The following is a 19,242-nucleotide window of genomic DNA, read 5'->3' on the forward strand; positions in this document are numbered from 1 at the left end:
TCTTATTCGGCGGCGATGCGGAAGCTGCGTGTTTCCGATGGAAAACGGCAAATCACCGTTGTTCCGCGACCGGAACCCGTGTCGATATCCACCGATCCGCCATGCAGTTCGACAAAGCTCTTGACGATGGCAAGTCCGAGTCCGGCGCCGCGGCGGCGACCGCCATTGGGATAGGACTGGAAACGCTTGAAAACCGTGTCGAGCACCTCGCCCGGCATGCCCGGACCGTCATCATGGACCGCGAAAACGATTTCCGATCCTTCGCGCGCCACCTGCAGCCGGATGCTGGAGCCTTCCGGCGCATAGTTCGTAGCGTTGGACAGGAGGTTGAAAAGCACCTGACGGACGCGGTTGGCATCGGCCTTGAACACGTCCACATCGTCGGCGATATCAATATCGAGACCGATATCGTGGTCGCGCATCCGCTCGCCTACCCGTGCGGCGGCAGCCGAAATCGCTTCCACGACGGAAACCTCACCGACCTCCAGTTCCATGATGCCAGCATCGACGGTGGCAAGATCAAGAATGTCGTTGACGATGGTCAGCAATACCGATGACGAGGTGCTGATATGGTCGAGATATTCGATCTGGCGTTCGTTGAGCGATCCGAAAGCCGGGGTCTGCAACAGTTCGGTAAAGCCGATGATGTTGGTGAGCGGCGAACGCAATTCGTAGGAAACGTGCTGGACGAAATCGTTCTTGATCTGGTCGGCCAGTTCCAGCGCCTCGTTCTTTTCCTTGAGCGCCCGTTCGACGCGCACCGTGTCGGTGACGTCGATGAAGGTCAGCATGGTCTGGCCCTTGGGCAGCGGCACCACGGCAAAGGACAGAATGGTGCCATCGTCCAGTTCCACCTGGCCCATGCGCCCGTCGCGCTTGTCGAGGAAGCCAGTGACGGTGGAAACGAAATCATCCCACAGTCCGTTGCCGCCGCGCTCGCTGCAGATCTTGGCGATAGAGGAAATATGCGTGCCTTCGACGATGAGCGGCATGGGCAGCGCCCAGAGATCGGCAAAGGACGGGTTGGAAAGCCGGATGCGGCCATCGGAGCCGAACACCGCCACGGCTTCTGCCAGATGGTCGAGCGTTTCGCCCTGCACCTTGATGAGCGTGTTGTAACGCCCTTCGAGTTCGAACTTTTCCGTCATGTTCTCGAAGAACCAGGTCACGCCGCCCTGCGGATGCGGATTGGCGACGACGCGCATGGTCCGCGTATCCGGCAGGTGCCACATATGTTCCTGCGGCTCGACGGCGCGATAGGCGGAAAGCACGGAATCCTTCCATTTGCGCCATTCCGGCTGTTCGGGCAGTTTTCCTTCCGAACGCAGGCGGTCGAGGATCAGCGTGTTGCTCGGCTGCGATTCCAGCCATGCCGTATCGAGCGACCAGAGCTTGGCAAAAGCCTGATTGAAGAATTGCAGCTTCATCTCGGGATCGAAAATCGCCACTGCCGTGGAAAGCTGGTCGAGCGTTTCCGCATGACTTTTCAGCGTGCGGTTCAGTTCCTCCCGCACCGCCTGCACTTCGGTGAGATCGACGCCGAGGCCAAGGGAACCCGTTTCCGCGCTGACATCGGTCACGTTGAAAAGGCGGCGATCCCCATGCACGACAGCGGTCAGCTGTTCCTGCAGGACAGGCTCGGCAAAACGGTCGCGCTCCAGGCGCTGGCGTGCCTGCGCCCCGAAAAGCTCGCGCCCTTCGGAAATAACCTGGCTTGCATCCGCCATGTCGACCGCCTGCGCGTAGGCCGCATTGACCCACTCCACGCGGCCACCAGCATCGCGCGCCCAGACCGGCTGGTCGATCCGGTCGAGAAGACGGCGGAAAAGCTCGATACGCTCGGAAAATTCGCGGTTCTGCGCCTGCAATGCCGCGCGTTCCGCCTGCACGCCCTGGAGGCTGAGGAAACGGGCAACGGCAAAACCGCCGGAGGTGCGTCCCCGCACATCGAGCAAGGTGCCGTTGACGGTTTCAACCGTAAGATCGAAAGACCGCGCCTGTTCGCGCAGCAGTCCAATGGCGCGCTCAAGCGCCACGACCGATTGCGGACGCAGCCAGCGGCCAAAGGCCAGAAAGGCGGAACGATCCTGCGGGGCTGCACTTTCGTCCGGCAGCAGTCCGACAACCTCGGCGCGCGTGCTGTGGCCGTCCCAGACCACGATGCGCTGATCCTTGAGGTTGAGCAGGGCTTCATTGCGCTGGGCGACGAGATTGAGATCGGCGAATTTGGAACGCAGTTCCTTGTTTTCTGCGGCAACGCGCGACCGTTCGCGGATCAGCCATCCGGCAGAAAGGAGAGCGGCGCCCATGACGCCGAGGAACATGGAAAACTGGATGACCTCGAAAGCGCCCACGCTGCCGCCGCCGAAGGGCAGGGCGATGCGGGTCGATTCCGCGCCTTGCGCGAAGGCGGGCATGGCAGCAAAAAGCGTTGCAAGAGAAACGGAAGCCTTCATCACGGCCTTTTTCGGAGAAAGCCATCCAAGCGGCTTTGCAACAAGGGCAGCAGGACGCCATTGCCTGCCAGTAACGATTGCGGAAACATTCCGCAAAATCCCCGTTGCGCCGAACTCTGGCATGTTGTCCTTTTCTCCGCCACCCGGCCATGAAAACTGCCGCAAAGGCAGACTGGCCGTATTAAAACACTTCAATACACATCAAAGCCTGACCATACGCACGCCGCCACAGTGCACGATGACCAACCCGTTTTGAGGTATTCCGGGGATGAATCGTCCTCTCGCTTCCCGCCACAACCGGCAAAAAACGCGCAACGCAAACACCCGCTCAAACACCTTGATTCGCCTACACAATACCCTTCCGGCGAATCCACGTGAAGCATCTTGCACGCAAAAAGAAAGACCGGGCGGCTTGTCAACCGCCCGGTCTCAACATGTAGTGCAATGCTTAATGTATGGTTAATACCTGTAGTGTTCCGACTTGAACGGGCCCTGTGGAGTGACGCCGATATAGGCGGCCTGTTCCTCGGAAAGCACAGTCAGCTTGGCGCCGAGCTTGTCGAGATGCAGGCGGGCGACCTTCTCGTCGAGATGTTTCGGCAGCACATAGACTTCATTCTTGTAGGCATCGGTGCGGGTGAACAGCTCGATCTGGCCCAGAACCTGATTGGTGAACGATGCCGACATGACGAAGCTCGGATGGCCGGTTGCGTTGCCCAGATTGAGCAGGCGGCCTTCGGAAAGCAGGATGATGCGCTTGCCGTCCGGGAACTCGATGAGGTCGACCTGCGGCTTCACATTGGTCCATTTCAGGTTGCGAAGTGCAGCCACCTGAATTTCATTGTCGAAGTGACCGATATTGCCGACGATCGCCATATCCTTGAACTTGCGCATATGGTCGATGGTGATCACGTCCTTGTTGCCGGTCGTGGTCACGATGATGTCGGCGGTCGAAGCGGCGTCATCGAGCGTCACGACCTCGAAACCGTCCATTGCGGCCTGCAGCGCGCAGATCGGATCGACCTCGGTAACCTTGACGCGCGCGCCTGCACCGGCGAGCGACTGGGCGGAGCCTTTGCCGACATCGCCATAACCGCACACGACGGCAACCTTGCCTGCCATCATGACGTCGGTGCCGCGACGAATGCCGTCGACGAGCGATTCCTTGCAGCCATACTTGTTGTCGAACTTCGACTTGGTGACGCTGTCATTGACGTTGATGGCCGGGAAGGGAAGGAGGCCCTTCTTCTGCAGCTGGTAAAGACGGTTGACACCGGTGGTGGTTTCCTCCGTCACACCCTTGATGGCGTCGCGCTGGCGCGTGAAGAAGCCCGGCGTTTCAGCCATGCGCTTCCTGATCTGCGCGAAAAGCACTTCCTCTTCTTCCGAACCGGGGTTCGACAGAACGTCCTCGCCCGCTTCGGCGCGCGCGCCGATGAGGATATACATGGTGGCGTCGCCGCCATCATCGAGGATCATGTTGGATGGTTCGCCATCCGGCCACTGGAAGATCTTGTCGGTATAGGTCCAGTATTCTTCAAGCGTCTCGCCCTTGATGGCGAAAACCGGCGTGCCGGTTGCGGCAATCGCGGCGGCTGCGTGATCCTGCGTGGAGAAAATATTGCAGGAAGCCCAGCGGACCTGTGCGCCGAGCGCCTGCAGCGTTTCGATCAGAACGGCGGTCTGGATCGTCATGTGCAGCGATCCGGAAATGCGCGCGCCCTTCAGCGGCTGCGACTTGCCGAATTCCTCGCGGGCAGCCATCAGGCCCGGCATTTCGGTTTCTGCGATGTCGAGTTCCTTGCGGCCCCAATCGGCCAGGCTAAGATCCTTGACGACAAAATCTTGGCTTGCGGTCATCGCGTGCTCCAATAAAAGGCAGTTCCAGCTCGATAAAGATGTAATCAGCCACCGGAATTGCATTCCAATGTGGGGCAGCTTTCCATGCGGGAAAGCGCTCCGGCTGGCGATCTGACTAGCAGATTGCGGGCCGAAGCACAACGCAATATAAAGAAATCTTTATACGTGCATATCAGGCAGGTTTGCCGGAGGCGGGGTCGACGACCGTCAAAGGAAGATCGACCTGCAATATTTCCAGCATGCGGCGAAACCCCGAAACGGGATAGGCGTCGCTTTCCGTGACAAGGGCGACCGTACGGCCTGAACCGCTCCGGGGTTGCGGGAGTGCGGCGATTACATCGTCTGCGGGGTCCAGAAACCGCCAGTCCGGGCGCGCGGTCTCGAAGAACGATCGCAGCCATGGCAGATGGGTGCTGGAGAGGGTCAGCGTGTCGATGCGCGGGTGGCTTGCGGCAATCTCATCGCAAAATGCGGCCACCTTCTGCCCGGTTTCAACCGGCTGCCGAAGAAAAGCGCCGTTTTCCACCAGTTCCACCATCGCCGACGCATTGATCAGGGCAACGTCCTCCGGACGGTCGGCCTCGGTCCGGACAAAGCGCGCGAGCTCTGCGCTTTCGATCATGGAGCGCACGCCCATGACCGCAACCTTGCCGCTGCGGCTTGCCGCAAATGCGGCGCGAACCGGCGGCGCAACACCGTGGACCGGCACGGCAAACTCACTTTTCAGGGCGTCGAGAACCATGACCGAGGGCGCATTGGAAGCAAGCACGATGGTTTGCGCGCCAAGGCCGGTCAGATAGCGGATCGTATGGCGCATGATCGAAAGCAGCTGATCGCGGCTTTTGGCGCCATAAGGAAAACTCGCCCGGTCGGCAAAATAGATGATGTCGCGCTGCGGCTGGCTGCGCCTTATCAGTTCAACCAGCGCGTAACTGCCGATCCCTGCATCGAAAACGGCCACCGGATCGTGGAGATTTCCCACGGCGGCAGCGGTTTCGTGCTTCAGCATTCTTCGCCGAACTTATCGGCAATGAGCGTCTGGAGCGCGTCGAGCACGGCATCGGCCTGCTCGCCGGAAGCGCTCACATCAATGCAGCAACCGGGCGATGCGGCAAGCATCATCAGGCCCATGATCGAGGTGCCGCCCACGGTCATGCCGTCCTTGCTCACGCGGACATGTGCGTTGTAGCCATCGACCAGCTGCACGAACTTGGCCGAGGCGCGGGCATGAAGGCCGCGCTTGTTGACGATCTCGAAGGATCGGGAAACTGCGGTTTCGGGTTCGTATTGACCGGTAACGGGCACGCTGGAGTGCATGAATTACTTTCCTGTCAGGACCTGGCTCGCAACATTGATGTATTTGCGCCCCGCATCCTGCGCCTCGCGCAGCGCCGTCTTGATGTCGCCCCCGATGCGCACGCTCGACAGCTTGATCAGCATCGGCAGATTGACACCTGCGATGACTTCGACCTTGCCTTCCTTCATGACAGAAATGGCGAGATTGGACGGCGTACCGCCGAACATATCGGTCAGAATGATGACCCCGCTGCCGTTATCGGCGCGCTCCACCGCGTCAACGATATCCCGCCGACGCTGTTCCATATCGTCTTCGGCACCGATGCATACGGTCTCGAAATTGTCCTGCGGCCCGACTACATGCTCGACAGCATGCAAAAACTCTTCGGCCAATCTTCCGTGCGTGACAAGCACGAGTCCGATCATACTATAAAAGCTCCCGTCGCGTGCCCGCCGCATCACCCCGCCAGAGTGTCAGATGGCACTGAAACCACGCCGGAAAAACGCCGGCGAGTTGTGCATCTTGGCAGCGCAAATCTTGATAGCAAGTGAAAAATTCCCACGCTGCCATGAAAAAAGCAAAATGCCGCAGTGCGGCGAAATATTAATCGATTCGTAACGAAGCCCGCTTCACCCGTCGTCAGAAGGCCATTTTTCGTAGAACAAACTGGCCTCGATGGCCCGCGAAAGCGCGTTGGAATCACCGTTCGACGATAAAGCCGGCAAAAGAAGCCGGGGCAGCGAAACGCCTTCGAATTCCCATGTCTCGCCGCTCGGATAGCGTTCCGCCTCGTCACGATCCACAAGCCTGACGACGAGATAAAGCGGCGCCGCCTCTACGAAAGCCACCTTGAAAAGCCCCGCGCCGCGAATCTCCACGCCACCGGCCAGCGCTGCGGGAACACTGGCGACCAGCCTGCCGTCTTCCACATGGAGCAATGTGCGGTCGTCGGCGACCAGCGAGGCCGCCTCGCCGCGCAGGAGCGCTCTTTCAACGAGCGTCAGCGCAAGCTCGGTCTTGCCCGCGCCCGAGCGTCCAAGGATCATGACGCCGCGACCCCGCACCTGAAGCGTCGTCGCGTGAAGTCCGCTTTTTTCCTCTTCCGGCGTCATGCGCTTGCCGGCAGATCGACGATGAAACGCGCGCCCTTGAACTGGTCGGGCTTTGCGGGATCGACGATGTTCTCAGCCGTCAGCGTGCCGCCATGCGCCTCGATGATCTGGCGGCTGATCGAAAGCCCCAGACCGGAATTCTGTCCGAAAGCTTCAGATGCCGGGCGATCCGTATAGAAGCGCTCGAAGATACGCTCGATATTTTCGATCGGAATGCCGGGGCCGTTATCCTCGACCAGCACACGCAGGCGGCTGCCTTCGCCGGAAAGCGTCACCACGATGCGGCCCGTATCGTCGGGGACGAAGGAACGGGCATTCTCGATCAGGTTGCTCACCACCTGGCCGAGACGCAGGTCGTGACCGGCAACATAAAAACCCTTCTTTCCGGCTGGCAGCTTGCCCGTATTGAAGACGATCTCGGTCCCGACCTTGTTGCGGCGCACTTCGCGCGCTGCCGTGACGAGATTGGTCAGAAGCGTCTTCATGTCCACGCGGTCGATATGTTCGCGCGCAAGTTCCGCATCCAGACGCGAGGCATCGGAAATATCGGTGATCAGGCGGTCGAGACGACGAACGTCGTGCTGGATGATGTCGAGAAGCCGTTTGCGCGATTCCTCGGTCTTGGCCAGCGGCAGCGTTTCGACGGCGCTGCGCAGCGAGGTGAGGGGGTTCTTCAACTCGTGGCTGACATCGGCGGCAAAGCTTTCGATGGCCTCGATACGCGTATAAAGCGAATCGGTCATCTCGCGGATGGACGTGGAAAGATGGCCGACTTCATCCTGACGTTCCGAGAAATCGGGAATTTCGACGCGGCTTTTTACGCCATGGCGCACGCGGTCGGCGGCGGCGGAAAGCTTGCGGAGCGGGCTTGCAATCGTCGATGCGAGGAAAAGCGACAGGATGACCATGACGAGCGACACGACGCCGAACACGCGGAAAACCGCCATGCGTTCGGCCTGCACGATCTTGTCGATATCGTCACCCTCGGTGGAAAGCAGGAGGACGCCCAGGATTGCGCGCGAACGCTGGATCGGCACGGCCACGGAGACGACCAGCTCGCCCTTTTCGTTGCGCCGCTGCGCCGTTTGCGGCGAACCGGCCAGCGCCTTGACGATTTCCGGATAGGCAAGGCCGTTGCCGCCCGGCTGTTCCTGATAGACCGGCAGGCCACCGCCGTAGAACAGGTGTGAAATCCATGTTCCGGCACGTTCCCAGATGGAAGGGGTCTCTTCCTCGATCGGCGGCAGGTCATAGCGCAGCACCGGTCCCGCCGAAGGGAAGCTCGGCGAATAGAGCGCGCGCGAATCGAGCAGCATGTTGGCATAGCGATCATAGATGCGCGCCCGCGTGCTCGTGGGCGAGATCAGCCGGCGCAGCAACGGGGAGACCTTTTCCGGATTGATGGGAAATTCCCAGTTATCCGGGGAATCCGGCGAGGGCGTCAGGCTTTGCCCGGCCTGCAGTTCCAGAAGCTTTTCCGGGTCGATCATCAGCGAATTGGTGTCGACCGTCGCCGAAGCCGAGATTGCGCCTGCGATGATCTTGCCCTGCGTGAGCAGGCTTTCGATCTTCGCGTCGATCAGTCCCTCGCGGAACTGATTCATATAAAGAATGCCGGAAACGAGAACCGCCAGCGCCGCCAGATTGAGAAACAGGATGCGGCGCGTCAGGCTCGAGAACAGATACTGGCCGAGAAACTTGCGCAGGGGCGCAAAGAAGCGACGCCAGAACACCGAGCGCTGCCGCCGGGCCCTGCGTTCGCGCAAATCCGATTTCTGGCCGACGAGGCCGTCGTTCCGGGTTTCTGCGACCATGTCGCCTGTCTGCTCTCATTAAGCTATCGCCAGGCCTCTCGGACTGGCGATATGCAATTATCTATCAGGCCTCGCGGAAGCGATAGCCGACGCCATAGAGCGTTTCGATCATTTCGAAATCGTCGTCAACCGCCTTGAACTTCTTGCGCAGGCGCTTGATATGGCTGTCGATGGTACGGTCATCCACATAGACCTGCTCATCATAGGCCGCATCCATGAGGGCGTCACGGCTTTTCACCACACCCGGACGCTGCGCCAGCGAATGAAGGATCAGGAATTCGGTGACCGTCAGCGTGACCGGTTCGCCCTTCCAGGTGCAGGTGTGGCGTTCCTGATCCATGACCAGCTGGCCGCGTTCGAGCGACTTCGCCTGCTGCCCGGTCGGCTTGGCCGTGCCGTCGCGTGCGGCAACCCGGCGAAGCACCGCCTTGACGCGCTCCACCAGAAGGCGCTGCGAGAACGGCTTGGTGATGAAATCGTCCGCGCCCATCTTGAGGCCGAAAAGCTCGTCGATCTCGTCGTCCTTGGAGGTCAGAAAGATGACGGGCAGGTCGGATTTCTGGCGCAGGCGGCGCAGAAGCTCCATGCCGTCCATGCGCGGCATCTTGATATCGAAGATCGCAAGATTGGGCGGACGCGCCAACAGACCATCCAGCGCGGATGCGCCATCGGTGTAGGTTTCAACCCGATAGCCTTCCGATTCCAGCGCAATGGACACGGAGGTCAGGATGTTGCGGTCGTCGTCGACCAGCGCAATTGTCTGCGTTGCCGAGGCTTCCTTCATGCGAACCTTTCTCCTTCAACTAAGCCGACCGGTATCTCCAGCCGGTGACGTCTGACGTTTTTCGTCTTTCGGCCGCCAGAACTGGCGAATTCCTGGATCGAACGTCCGGTTCGGCGTCGATACTAGTATAATGCGCCTGCTTGTGCAGTACAAATTAGGTACAAAATGTGGCGGCGCCCCAAGAAGCAGTGGAACTGCGTCTCACTGAATCGCCGTTTGGTTAATGGCCGCAGGGCGGACATTCCCGGAATCGAACGGCTCATAACACACAGATTAACCGATTTAAAAAAATTTCAAAAATTTTAAATCGATTAAATATTTGAATTGCCACGATTAATCTGTTTCTCACTGCCATCCTCTGTTTTGCGTTCATTCTGGTGACGCGAAAAGAGACCGATCAATTGTCAAACCACGGCGGAGACATCATGAGAGAGACCGGCATTCACAACACGGCCGCTTCCATTGCCACTTCAGGACTGAAGGAACTCTCCGCAGTCTTTTACAATCTTGGGCCTGCGCGTCTTTATGAGGAAACCGTCCGCCGGGGCGAAGCCGAACTGTCGGCGCAGGGTGCGCTCGTCGCACGCACCGGCCAGCACACGGGCCGCTCGCCGAAGGACAAGTTCGTCGTGCGCGACGCCGACACCGAAGATCACGTCTGGTGGGACAACAACAAGCCGATGAGCCGCGAGGCCTTCGACCTGCTTCATGCCGATTTCATCGAACATGCGAAGGGCAAGGAGCTGTTCGTTCAGGATCTGATCGGCGGCGCTGATGCCGACAACAAGATCAATGCCCGCGTCATTACCGAATATGCCTGGCATTCGCTGTTCATCCGCAATCTTCTGATCCGCCCCGAACAGGAAGCGCTTGCTTCCTACGTGCCGGAAATGACGATCATCGACCTGCCGTCCTTCAAGGCCGATCCGGAACGCTATGGCGTGCGCACCGAAACGGTGATCGCGGTTGACCTGACCCGTAGGATCGTGCTGATCGGCGGTACCTCCTATGCCGGCGAAATGAAGAAGTCGGTCTTCACCGCACTCAACTACATCCTGCCTGCCAAGGGCGTCATGCCGATGCACTGCTCGGCCAATGAAGGCCCGAATGGCGACACGGCCGTCTTCTTCGGCCTGTCCGGCACCGGCAAGACCACGCTTTCCGCCGACCCGACCCGCACGCTGATCGGCGATGACGAGCACGGCTGGGGCGAACACGGCATCTTCAACTTCGAAGGCGGCTGCTACGCCAAGACCATCCGCCTGTCCGCCGAAGCGGAGCCGGAAATCTATGCGACCACGCAGCGTTTCGGCACGGTTCTGGAAAATGTCGTTCTCGACGAACACCGCCAGCCGGATTTCGACGACGGCTCGCTGACCGAAAACACCCGCTGCGCCTATCCGCTCGACTTCATCCCGAACGCGTCGAAGACGGGCAAGGGCGGCCAGCCGAAGAACATCATCATGCTTACCGCCGATGCCTTCGGCGTGATGCCGCCCATCGCCAAGCTGACCCCGGCACAGGCCATGTACCACTTCCTGTCCGGCTATACGGCCAAGGTCGCCGGCACCGAAAAGGGCGTGACCGAACCGGAAGCAACCTTCTCGACCTGCTTCGGCGCACCGTTCATGCCGCGCCATCCTTCGGAATACGGCAACCTGCTGCGCAAGCTGATCGCCGAGCACAAGGTTGATTGCTGGCTGGTCAATACCGGCTGGACCGGCGGCGCCTATGGCACCGGCAAGCGCATGCCGATCAAGGCAACCCGCGCCCTGCTTGCAGCCGCGCTCGACGGCTCGCTGAACAATGCCGAATTCCGCATCGATCCGAATTTCGGTTTCGCGGTTCCGGTCGAAGTGCCGGGCGTGGACAAATCCATCCTGGATCCGCGTTCGACCTGGGCCGACAAGGCTGCCTATGACGCGCAGGCCAAAAAGCTGGTCGACATGTTCGTCACGAATTTCGAGAAGTTCGAAAGCCATGTCGATCATGAGGTGAAGGACGCGGCCCCGGCGATCCGCATCGCCGCGGAATAGCTTTTTCTACGCATGTCTTTATCCAAAAATCGGTTTCCACTTTTTGGAGACATGCTTTTACCATCCTGAGGAGGAGGGAGAGCCCGACTGAAAGGCCGGGTTTTTCTTTTGTATAAGGGATACAAAGCGGTATATCTCCTCGTCATGGAAGAGAACCGGAACATCATCCGCATCACCAATCGCCTGACGATCCGTGAAGACGATCTGGAGGAAAGTTTTATCCGTGCCTCCGGACCCGGCGGCCAGAACGTCAACAAGGTTTCCACCGCCGTGCAGCTGCGGTTTCACGCCGCACGCTCCGGCCTGCCGGAGGATATCCTGTCGCGGCTGTTCAAGCTCGCCGGACAGAAGGGCACCAAGGACGGCGATATCCTGATCGAAGCCAATCGTTTCCGCACCCAGGAGCGTAACCGCGAGGACGCCCGCGAACGGCTGATCGCGCTTATTGCCAAGGCGGCCGAACCACCGCCGCCGCCGCGCAAGAAGACCAGGCCGACAAAAGGCTCGGTCGAACGCCGCCTCAAGGCCAAATCCGGACGATCCGACATCAAGAAGGGCCGCGGAAAGGTTTCCTTCGACTAAATATCCAGACTGTGGGAACAGATGACATGACGATCAATTATCGCGAGCTTGAAACCAGCCACGGCAGAATTGCCATTCGTGAAAGCGCGGGCGAGGGGATGCCGCTTCTGATGATCCACGGCAATTCCAGCGCAGGCGCAATCTTCGCGCCCCAGCTTGAAGGCGAGATTGGCCGGAACTGGCGGATAATCGCGCCGGACCTGCCGGGCCATGGCCGGTCGGGCGATGCGCTCGATCCGGACCGCAGCTATTCCATGGAGGGCTATGCCGACGCGATGACGGAGGTTCTCGAAAAACTCGGCATTTCCGAGGCGGTCGTCTTTGGCTGGTCGCTCGGCGGCCATATCGGCATCGAGATGATCTCGCGCTTTCCCGGCATGCGCGGCCTGATGATTACCGGCACGCCGCCCGTGGCGCGGGAGGAAGTGGGGCAGGGGTTCAAGAGCGGTCCCGACATGGCGCTGGCGGGGCAGGAAGTCTTTTCCGCCCGCGATGTCGAATCCTACGCGCGCAGCACCTGCGGCGAACCGTTCGAAGAAGGGTTGCTCGATATTGTTGCCCGCACGGACGGACGCGCGCGGCGCATCATGTTCGAGAAGTTTGCAGCCGGGACCGGCGGAAACCAGCGCGATATCGTTGCCGCGGCGACGCTTCCCATAGCTGTGGTCAACGGGGGCGACGAGCCTTTCGTCGAACTGGATTTCGTCTCGAAAGTCCGGTTCGGCAATCTGTGGGAAGGCAAGGCCCACATCATCGACGGGGCAGGGCATGCCCCCTTCCGCGAGACACCAGCCGTCTTCGATGCGTATCTTGAGCGCTTCATGCGCGACTGCACCGTTTGACCCGCTGCGTTCCGCCAAAAGAAAAGGGCCGGAAACCAGCCCTTCTTCATATCTTCCTGAGCGCGACTTCCTCGATCAGGTGATCGCTGCCCTTGCGCAGGATCAGATCGGCGCGCGGGCGCGTCGGCAGGATATTATCCTTGAGGTTCTTCAGGTTGATATTGTTCCACAGCCCTTCGCCAATCGAACGCGCCGCATCTTCGGAAAGCTGCGAATAGCGATGGAAGAAGGATTCCGGATTGACGAAGGCGGTCTCCCGCAGCCGCATGAAGCGGTCGATATACCATTTGTGGATCAGTTCCGATTCCGCATCGATATAGATGGAGAAATCGAAGAAATCCGACACGAAGGGCACCATCTTGCCGTCTTCCGGCAGATCGCGCACCTGCAGCACATTGATGCCTTCAAAGATCAGGATGTCCGGCTTGTCGACGATCTGATATTCGCCCTGCAAGACGTCGTAGCTCAGATGCGAATAGAGTGGGGCGCGCACCTGGCTCATGCCGGCCTTGATCGCCGACAGGAAGCGCAAGACCGCGCCGACATCGTAGCTTTCGGGAAAGCCCTTGCGCTCCATCATGTTCTGCTCGCGCAGGACCGCATTGGGATAAAGAAAACCGTCGGTCGTCACGAGGTCGACCTTCGGGCTCGACGGCCAGCGGGCAAGAAGTTCTTTCAGGATACGTGCGGTCGTGGATTTCCCGACCGCGACCGAACCGGCAATGCCGATGATGAACGGCGTCTTGAACGACTCCTCCATGTTGAGGAACTGCTTGCGCTGCTCGAACAGAAGCTGGCTCGCCTCCACATGCGCCGACAGCAAGCGCGACAGCGACAGATAGATGCGCCGCACCTCATCGAGATCGATGGGGTCGCCCAGCGAACGCAGCCGCTTGACCTCGTCATAAGTCAGGGTGAGGGGCGTATCGGCGCGAAAGCCCGCCCATTCCTCTGCCGAAAAGAAACGGTAAGGCGAGTAACGCGACGGCGTTAGCTGATCCACTTTTTCCCACATATTGTCGCTGCTCTCCCTCAACGCCAATTCTGCACTAGAGCATTTCCTGTTTTTCATGAATCGTTGGAAACTCTCTATCTGTTTGTTTTATCGCACGTCTTTGACCCGAAAACCGTTTCACACTTTTCGGAATGCGCTCTGGCTTTTTGTTTTATCGCATGTCTTTGACCCGAAACCGGTTCCCACTTTCGGGAGACATGCTTTAGGCTTTCGGACGACCGGCTTTTTCTTCAAGGCCGGTCTGCGCCGTGCGGCGTTGCAACTCCTGAAGCACCTCATCAAGCGAAACGCCTGCAACCTTGAGAACCACCAGCAGGTGATAAAGCAGGTCGGCGCTTTCCGTCACCACCTCCGCGCGGTTGCCTTCGACGGCGGCGATGACCGTTTCCACGGCTTCCTCGCCAAGCTTTTTCGCCGCCCGCGACTGGCCTCTGGCCACCAGGCTTGCCGTATAGGACGAGCCGTCCGTCACGCTGGCACGTTCCGCGACGATCCGTTCAAGGTCGGAAAGAGTGAACTGGCTCATTGTGGTATTTCCTGTATTGTTCAGCGAACCGGATCGAGCCGCATCGGAATGCCAGCTTCGGCCATATAGCGCTTGGCCTCTCCAATCGTATAGGTGCCGAAGTGGAAGATGGATGCTGCGAGAACTGCCGTCGCGTGTCCGTCGCGAATGCCCGCAACCATGTGATCGAGATTGCCGACACCGCCCGATGCAATCACCGGAACCCGCACGCTGTCGGCCACGGCCCGCGTCAGGGCCACGTCGTAACCGGCCTTGGTGCCGTCGCGATCCATCGAGGTCAGCAGGATTTCGCCAGCACCGAGGCTTACCACCTTCTGCGCAAATTCCACCGCATCGATGCCTGTCGTCTGGCGTCCGCCATGGGTGAATATTTCCCAACGGTCGGCCTCGCCGTCGCCGGACACCTTCTTGGTGTCGATGGCAACGACGATGCACTGATCGCCGAACTTGTCCGCAGCTTCGGCAACGAATTCCGGGTTTTTCACCGCAGCCGTATTGATCGAAACCTTGTCGGCACCGGCCAGAAGCAGCTTGCGAATGTCGGCCACCTGACGCACGCCGCCGCCAACCGTCAGCGGCATGAAGCACTGTTCTGCCGTGCGGGCCACCACATCGAAAATTGTCTCGCGGTTGTCCGAAGACGCCGTGATATCGAGGAAGCACAGTTCGTCCGCGCCCGCCGCATCATAAGCGCGGGCAGCCTCCACCGGATCACCGGCATCGATCAGATCGACAAAGTTGACACCCTTGACGACGCGTCCGTCCTTCACATCGAGGCACGGTATCACTCTTGCTTTCAGCATGGTTGTCCTCGATCTGCCGCGTCTCTTTTCAGTTTTGCCTGTCCTCGCGGTCCGGCCTTTGCCGGACTGTTCGCTGCGGGCAGGCGGGAGCGGCCGTCTTTAACATCGAGGCAAGGAATTACGCGTGCTTTCAAGGTCATGCTGTGGCCCTCAGTACAGACAAGGCTTCCGCCGGATCGATGCGACCATCGTAAAGCGCGCGACCGGAAATCGCGCCTTCCAGCTTGCGGGCATCAGGAGCGGCAAGACGTTTGATGTCATCCATCGAGGCGAGGCCGCCCGATGCGATCACCGGGATGGAAACGCTGTCCGCGAGCGCAAGCGTCGAATCCCAGTTGATACCGGCCAGAACGCCGTCGCGGTCGATATCGGTATAGATGATGGCGGCAACGCCTGCGCCTTCAAACTTCTTCGCCAGTTCGATCACGCCGAGCTCGGAAGCTTCCGCCCAGCCCTCGACGGCGACATAGCCGCCCTTGGCGTCGATGCCGACGGCGACCTGACCCGGAAACTGTTTGCAGGCCTCAATCACCAGCGCCGGATCGCGCACGGCAACGGTGCCAAGAATGACACGGCGCAATCCCTTGGAAAGCCAGTTCTCTATATGCTGAAGCGTGCGGATGCCACCGCCCAGCTGCACCGGGTTTTTGGTGGCTTTCAGGATCGCTTCCACGGCCTTGCCATTGACGCTTTCGCCAGCAAAGGCACCGTTGAGATCGACCACATGCAGCCATTCAAAACCCTGATCCTCGAAGGCCCTGGCCTGTGCTGCCGGGTCTTCGTTGTAAACGGTGGCCTGATCCATGTCGCCAAGCTTCAGGCGCACGCATTGACCGTCTTTCAAATCGATGGCGGGAAAAAGGATCATGGTCTCAGGGCTTCCATTTCAGGAAATTGGCAATGAGCGAAAGGCCGAGCAGCTGGCTCTTTTCAGGATGGAACTGGGTTCCCACCATATTGTCGCGCCCGACCGCTGCGGTGACATCGCCGCCGTAATCGGTGACTGCCAGAATGTCGGACCTGTTCTTCGCATCGAACATATAGGAATGCACGAAATAGGCGTGCAATCCGTTCTCGCCGGTCTCGGTTCCCTCGAAGATCGGATGGGAATGTTTCACGTGAATCCTGTTCCAGCCGATCTGCGGAATCTTCAGCGTCGGGTCGGATGGCGTCATTTCGCGCACATCGCCCGCGATCCAGCCCAGCCCCTCGGTGACTTCCTTTTCAAGCCCGCGCTCGGACATGAGCTGCATGCCCACGCAGATGCCAAGGAAGGGATGGGCCTTTTTCAGCACGACGTCTTCCAGCGCATCCACCATGCCTGGCACCGCATGGAGGCCGCGACGGCAGTCGGCATAGGCGCCAACGCCAGGCAGCACGATGCGGTCAGCCGTCGCCACACGGTCGGCATCCGCCGTCAATTCGATCTGCGCCGCGATATCGCTCTCAAGTGCTGCACGCTCAAAAGCCTTGGTGGCCGAGCGCAGATTGCCGGAGCCGTAATCGATGATTGCAACACGCATTTTCAGTTTTCTCCGCGATGGCCGACAAACCCGATGGTCGAGCCAAATGAGGAATAGGCGGGACGAGGAGGCTGTTGCGCCCAGTGAGGGGCAGGCTGAGGGGCAGGCTTGTCCGCAATGTCCGCAACCGGCTGGCCCGTATCTCGGAGGCGACAGAAATAGCGGATTTCCGCTTCCTCCACATCGGATGCATCGATGACCGCCTTTTCGACGAAACCCCGCCGCCGCAGCCGGGCGATCTTCCAGTTGGCGCCTTCCAGCGCGACGAAGAGCGACATGAGCAAGGTCAGAACCGGCACCGCGCCTTCTATACCGAAATGGGTCGCCACGAGCCCGAGCAGGATCGTGACGCCCACCACGGCAAAGGCCTCGAACCACAGACGCTGCGCCAGCAGCCAGACAAAGGGGAGGACCAGCGCCCATACATGGAATCCGTCGCGCACGAACACGGCTTGCTCAGAGTTTTGAGTATCTTCCGGTTCAAGAACGACGAATTGCGCCATGGCTTACCCTTTCAGTGAACCCTTTGTGGAGGGAATTGCATCCTTCTGGCGCGGATCGGTTTCGAGCGCCATGCGCAGAACCCGGGCCACGGCCTTGAAGATCGATTCCGCGATATGGTGGTTATTGGCACCATAATGATTGTTGATATGCAGGGTGATGCCTGCGTTCATCGCGAAAGCCTGGAAGAACTCCCGCACCAGCTCGGTGTCGAATGCGCCGATCTTGGAGGTCGTGAAATTGACGTTCCAGACCAGGAAGGCGCGTCCCGACACGTCGACGGCAGCGCCGGTCAGCGTATCGTCCATGGCGAGGTCCATCGAAGCATAGCGCACGATGCCGCGACGCTCGCCGAGCGCCTTGGCAATAGCCTGGCCGAGCGCGATGCCGGTATCTTCCACCGTATGGTGATCGTCGATATGCAGGTCGCCCTTGGCCATCACGCGCATATCGATCAGCGAATGTCGGGAAAGCTGCTCCAGCATATGATCGAAGAAGCCGACACCGGTGGTGATGTCGAACTTGCCGACGCCATCCAGATCGACGGAAACGGCAATGCTCGTTTCCTTCGTGGAGCGTTCGATGCTTGCCTTGCGGGTGCTTTCAGCAGTCATAAGCTTTCCTCATTACATAGCTTGGAGGCGTTCTAGAACAGCTTGCCCACTTTGCCAATTCCTTTTGCCGGTCAGGCAAGCGGCAATTCGGCATTTGCAATTCATCGATACGTTCTTAAATATTCTCACCGAAGCACGATTCATCCGCCGATGGCTGACGGAGCCTGTTTCCCAACAGAGCGCATCCCGAAAAGTGCGAAGCGGTTTTCGGAACAGGATGCGCGTTAAAAACAGTTAGAGCATTTCCGATGATTCAAGCGAACAGGAAATGCTCTAGATCAAGGGGCATCTGCAATTGCCTTCCGGGATTGCCTGTGCCGCCAAAGGAGCATCCATGATCGAACATCATCCCACGACAATTTACGGCACGACCATCGTTACCGTTCGCAAGGGCGGCAAGGTCGTCATCGCCGGTGACGGACAGGTTTCGCTCGGCAATACCGTCATGAAGGGCAATGCGCGCAAGGTTCGCCGTATCGGCAAGGGCAATGTGATTGCCGGTTTTGCAGGCGCAACCGCCGACGCCTTCACCCTTCTGGAACGGCTCGAAGCCAAGCTCGAGCAATATCCCGACCAGCTCATGCGCGCTTCGGTGGAACTGGCCAAGGACTGGCGCACCGACCGTTACCTGCGCAAGCTGGAAGCCATGATGCTGGTCGCCGACAGCAAGGTGACGCTGGCGCTGACCGGCACCGGCGACGTGCTTGAACCCGAACATGGCGTGATGGCCATCGGTTCGGGCGGCAATTATGCGCTCGCCGCCGCACGCGCCCTCGTCGATACGGACAAGTCAGCCGAGGAAATCGCCCGCAAGGCGATGGAGATCGCAGCCGATATCTGCATCTACACCAACCACAACGTCATCGTGGAAAGCCTGGACGCAGAATGAGCTCGCTCGCGCAGGCCTCGAAACCGAGTGCGCAACGCTGGGGGCTGGGCGCCCTGATCGTTCTCGCCATACTCGCGGTCCAGGCCTTCTGGCTTCACCTCGACGGGCGGATCGCCATGTGCGAATGCGGGACCATAAAATTATGGTCCGGTTCGCTGATGTCCGAAAACTCGCAGCATATATCCGACTGGTATACGCTGTCGCACATCATCCATGGCTTCCTGTTCTACTGGCTGTTCACGATCATCGCCCCCAAAGCCCCGCTCGGCCTGAGGCTTGCAGCGGCGGTCGGCATCGAAGCCCTGTGGGAACTGGTCGAGAACTCGAGTTTCATCATCGAGCGCTATCGCGCCAATACGTCCTCGGTGGACTATTTCGGCGACAGCATCGTGAACTCGGTCTCCGACACGGTTGCCGCCCTGATCGGCTTCCTGCTCGCAGCCAGGCTGCCAACGAAAATAACCGTCGCCATCGCGCTGTTCTTTGAAGTTCTGGCGCTGATCGTCATCCGCGACAACCTTACGCTCAACGTGATCATGCTGCTGCATCCGTTCGAGTTCATCAAGCAGTGGCAAAGTGGGTTATAAT

At 59.5% G+C, this 19,242-nt stretch carries 20 protein-coding genes; 5 read left to right on the forward strand and 15 right to left on the reverse strand.

Going from position 1 to position 19,242, the window contains the following annotated elements:
* Positions 1–2: 2 nt before the first annotated feature.
* The 8 genes from ACS5UA_RS12655 to ACS5UA_RS12690 form a co-directional block, all read right to left on the reverse strand.
* The gene (locus ACS5UA_RS12655) at positions 3–2,456 is read right to left on the reverse strand and encodes a sensor histidine kinase (protein ID WP_253176207.1); all 2,454 of its coding nucleotides are present in this window, start codon (positions 2,454–2,456) and stop codon (positions 3–5) included.
* A gap of 459 nt (positions 2,457–2,915) precedes the next feature.
* On the reverse strand, positions 2,916–4,316 hold the full coding sequence (gene ahcY / locus ACS5UA_RS12660) for an adenosylhomocysteinase (RefSeq protein WP_021587566.1): 1,401 nt from the start codon (positions 4,314–4,316) through the stop codon (positions 2,916–2,918).
* A 172-nt stretch (positions 4,317–4,488) separates the two neighbouring features.
* Entirely contained in the window at positions 4,489–5,325 is an 837-nt protein-coding gene (locus ACS5UA_RS12665; RefSeq protein WP_112671846.1) for a glutamate racemase, read from the reverse strand.
* Positions 5,319–5,633 carry an HPr family phosphocarrier protein gene (locus ACS5UA_RS12670; RefSeq protein ID WP_025089868.1) on the reverse strand — a complete coding sequence of 105 codons (315 nt, stop codon included), beginning with the start codon at positions 5,631–5,633 and terminating at the stop codon, positions 5,319–5,321. The genes ACS5UA_RS12665 and ACS5UA_RS12670 overlap by 7 nt, the downstream gene beginning before the upstream one ends.
* Positions 5,634–5,636: 3 nt before the next feature.
* Positions 5,637–6,038, reverse strand: coding sequence for a PTS sugar transporter subunit IIA (locus tag ACS5UA_RS12675; RefSeq protein WP_006472522.1), 402 nt, complete (start codon positions 6,036–6,038; stop codon positions 5,637–5,639).
* Between the two features lie 204 nt (positions 6,039–6,242).
* Positions 6,243–6,725, reverse strand: coding sequence for an HPr kinase/phosphorylase (locus ACS5UA_RS12680; RefSeq protein WP_100647623.1), 483 nt, complete (start codon positions 6,723–6,725; stop codon positions 6,243–6,245).
* Positions 6,722–8,539, reverse strand: a complete 1,818-nt coding sequence (locus tag ACS5UA_RS12685) for a stimulus-sensing domain-containing protein (RefSeq protein ID WP_021587562.1) — start codon at positions 8,537–8,539, stop codon at positions 6,722–6,724. Before ACS5UA_RS12685 ends, ACS5UA_RS12680 begins: the two co-directional genes overlap by 4 nt.
* 64 nt (positions 8,540–8,603) lie before the next feature.
* Positions 8,604–9,323: a response regulator transcription factor gene (locus tag ACS5UA_RS12690; RefSeq protein WP_443101378.1), complete on the reverse strand. Its 720-nt coding sequence runs from the start codon at positions 9,321–9,323 to the stop codon at positions 8,604–8,606.
* Between the two features lie 425 nt (positions 9,324–9,748).
* On the opposite strand from ACS5UA_RS12690, the gene ACS5UA_RS12695 reads away from it, so the two are divergent.
* The 3 genes from ACS5UA_RS12695 (at position 9,749) to ACS5UA_RS12705 (ending at position 12,783) form a co-directional block, all read left to right on the forward strand.
* Positions 9,749–11,359 carry a phosphoenolpyruvate carboxykinase gene (locus ACS5UA_RS12695; protein WP_112671844.1) on the forward strand — a complete coding sequence of 537 codons (1,611 nt, stop codon included), beginning with the start codon at positions 9,749–9,751 and terminating at the stop codon, positions 11,357–11,359.
* Positions 11,360–11,503: 144 nt separating this feature from the next.
* Positions 11,504–11,941: an alternative ribosome rescue aminoacyl-tRNA hydrolase ArfB gene (arfB, locus tag ACS5UA_RS12700; protein ID WP_006472525.1), complete on the forward strand. Its 438-nt coding sequence runs from the start codon at positions 11,504–11,506 to the stop codon at positions 11,939–11,941.
* A gap of 26 nt (positions 11,942–11,967) precedes the next feature.
* The gene (locus ACS5UA_RS12705) at positions 11,968–12,783 is read left to right on the forward strand and encodes an alpha/beta fold hydrolase (RefSeq protein WP_112671842.1); all 816 of its coding nucleotides are present in this window, start codon (positions 11,968–11,970) and stop codon (positions 12,781–12,783) included.
* Positions 12,784–12,829: 46 nt separating this feature from the next.
* On the opposite strand, the gene coaA is transcribed toward ACS5UA_RS12705, so the two are convergent.
* The 7 genes from coaA to hisB form a co-directional block, all read right to left on the reverse strand.
* Positions 12,830–13,798: a type I pantothenate kinase gene (gene coaA / locus ACS5UA_RS12710; RefSeq protein WP_006472527.1), complete on the reverse strand. Its 969-nt coding sequence runs from the start codon at positions 13,796–13,798 to the stop codon at positions 12,830–12,832.
* A 202-nt stretch (positions 13,799–14,000) separates the two neighbouring features.
* A complete protein-coding gene (locus ACS5UA_RS12715; protein ID WP_006468069.1) occupies positions 14,001–14,324 on the reverse strand; it encodes a phosphoribosyl-ATP diphosphatase in 324 nt (107 codons plus the stop codon).
* 20 nt (positions 14,325–14,344) lie between these two features.
* Positions 14,345–15,127 (reverse strand): imidazole glycerol phosphate synthase subunit HisF, encoded by a 783-nt coding sequence (gene hisF, locus ACS5UA_RS12720; RefSeq protein ID WP_112671840.1) that lies wholly within the window; start codon positions 15,125–15,127, stop codon positions 14,345–14,347.
* Positions 15,128–15,263: 136 nt separating this feature from the next.
* Positions 15,264–15,995, reverse strand: coding sequence for a 1-(5-phosphoribosyl)-5-[(5-phosphoribosylamino)methylideneamino]imidazole-4-carboxamide isomerase (hisA, locus tag ACS5UA_RS12725; RefSeq protein WP_112671838.1), 732 nt, complete (start codon positions 15,993–15,995; stop codon positions 15,264–15,266).
* Between the two features lie 4 nt (positions 15,996–15,999).
* Complete coding sequence (hisH, locus tag ACS5UA_RS12730) at positions 16,000–16,650, reverse strand: imidazole glycerol phosphate synthase subunit HisH (protein WP_112671836.1); 651 nt, start codon at positions 16,648–16,650, stop codon at positions 16,000–16,002.
* 2 nt (positions 16,651–16,652) lie between these two features.
* Entirely contained in the window at positions 16,653–17,153 is a 501-nt protein-coding gene (locus ACS5UA_RS12735; RefSeq protein WP_112671834.1) for a DUF2628 domain-containing protein, read from the reverse strand.
* A 3-nt stretch (positions 17,154–17,156) separates the two neighbouring features.
* The gene (gene hisB, locus ACS5UA_RS12740) at positions 17,157–17,765 is read right to left on the reverse strand and encodes an imidazoleglycerol-phosphate dehydratase HisB (protein ID WP_006468063.1); all 609 of its coding nucleotides are present in this window, start codon (positions 17,763–17,765) and stop codon (positions 17,157–17,159) included.
* Between the two features lie 334 nt (positions 17,766–18,099).
* On the opposite strand from hisB, the gene hslV reads away from it, so the two are divergent.
* Both hslV and ACS5UA_RS12750 read left to right on the forward strand, forming a co-directional pair.
* Positions 18,100–18,654 carry an ATP-dependent protease subunit HslV gene (gene hslV / locus ACS5UA_RS12745; protein WP_006468061.1) on the forward strand — a complete coding sequence of 185 codons (555 nt, stop codon included), beginning with the start codon at positions 18,100–18,102 and terminating at the stop codon, positions 18,652–18,654.
* Positions 18,651–19,241 (forward strand): DUF2585 domain-containing protein, encoded by a 591-nt coding sequence (locus tag ACS5UA_RS12750; protein WP_006468060.1) that lies wholly within the window; start codon positions 18,651–18,653, stop codon positions 19,239–19,241. The genes hslV and ACS5UA_RS12750 overlap by 4 nt, the downstream gene beginning before the upstream one ends.
* Position 19,242: the final 1 nt, after the last annotated feature.

Source organism: Brucella sp. RRSP16 (assembly GCF_052246815.1).
Classification (GTDB): domain Bacteria; phylum Pseudomonadota; class Alphaproteobacteria; order Rhizobiales; family Rhizobiaceae; genus Brucella; species Brucella intermedia.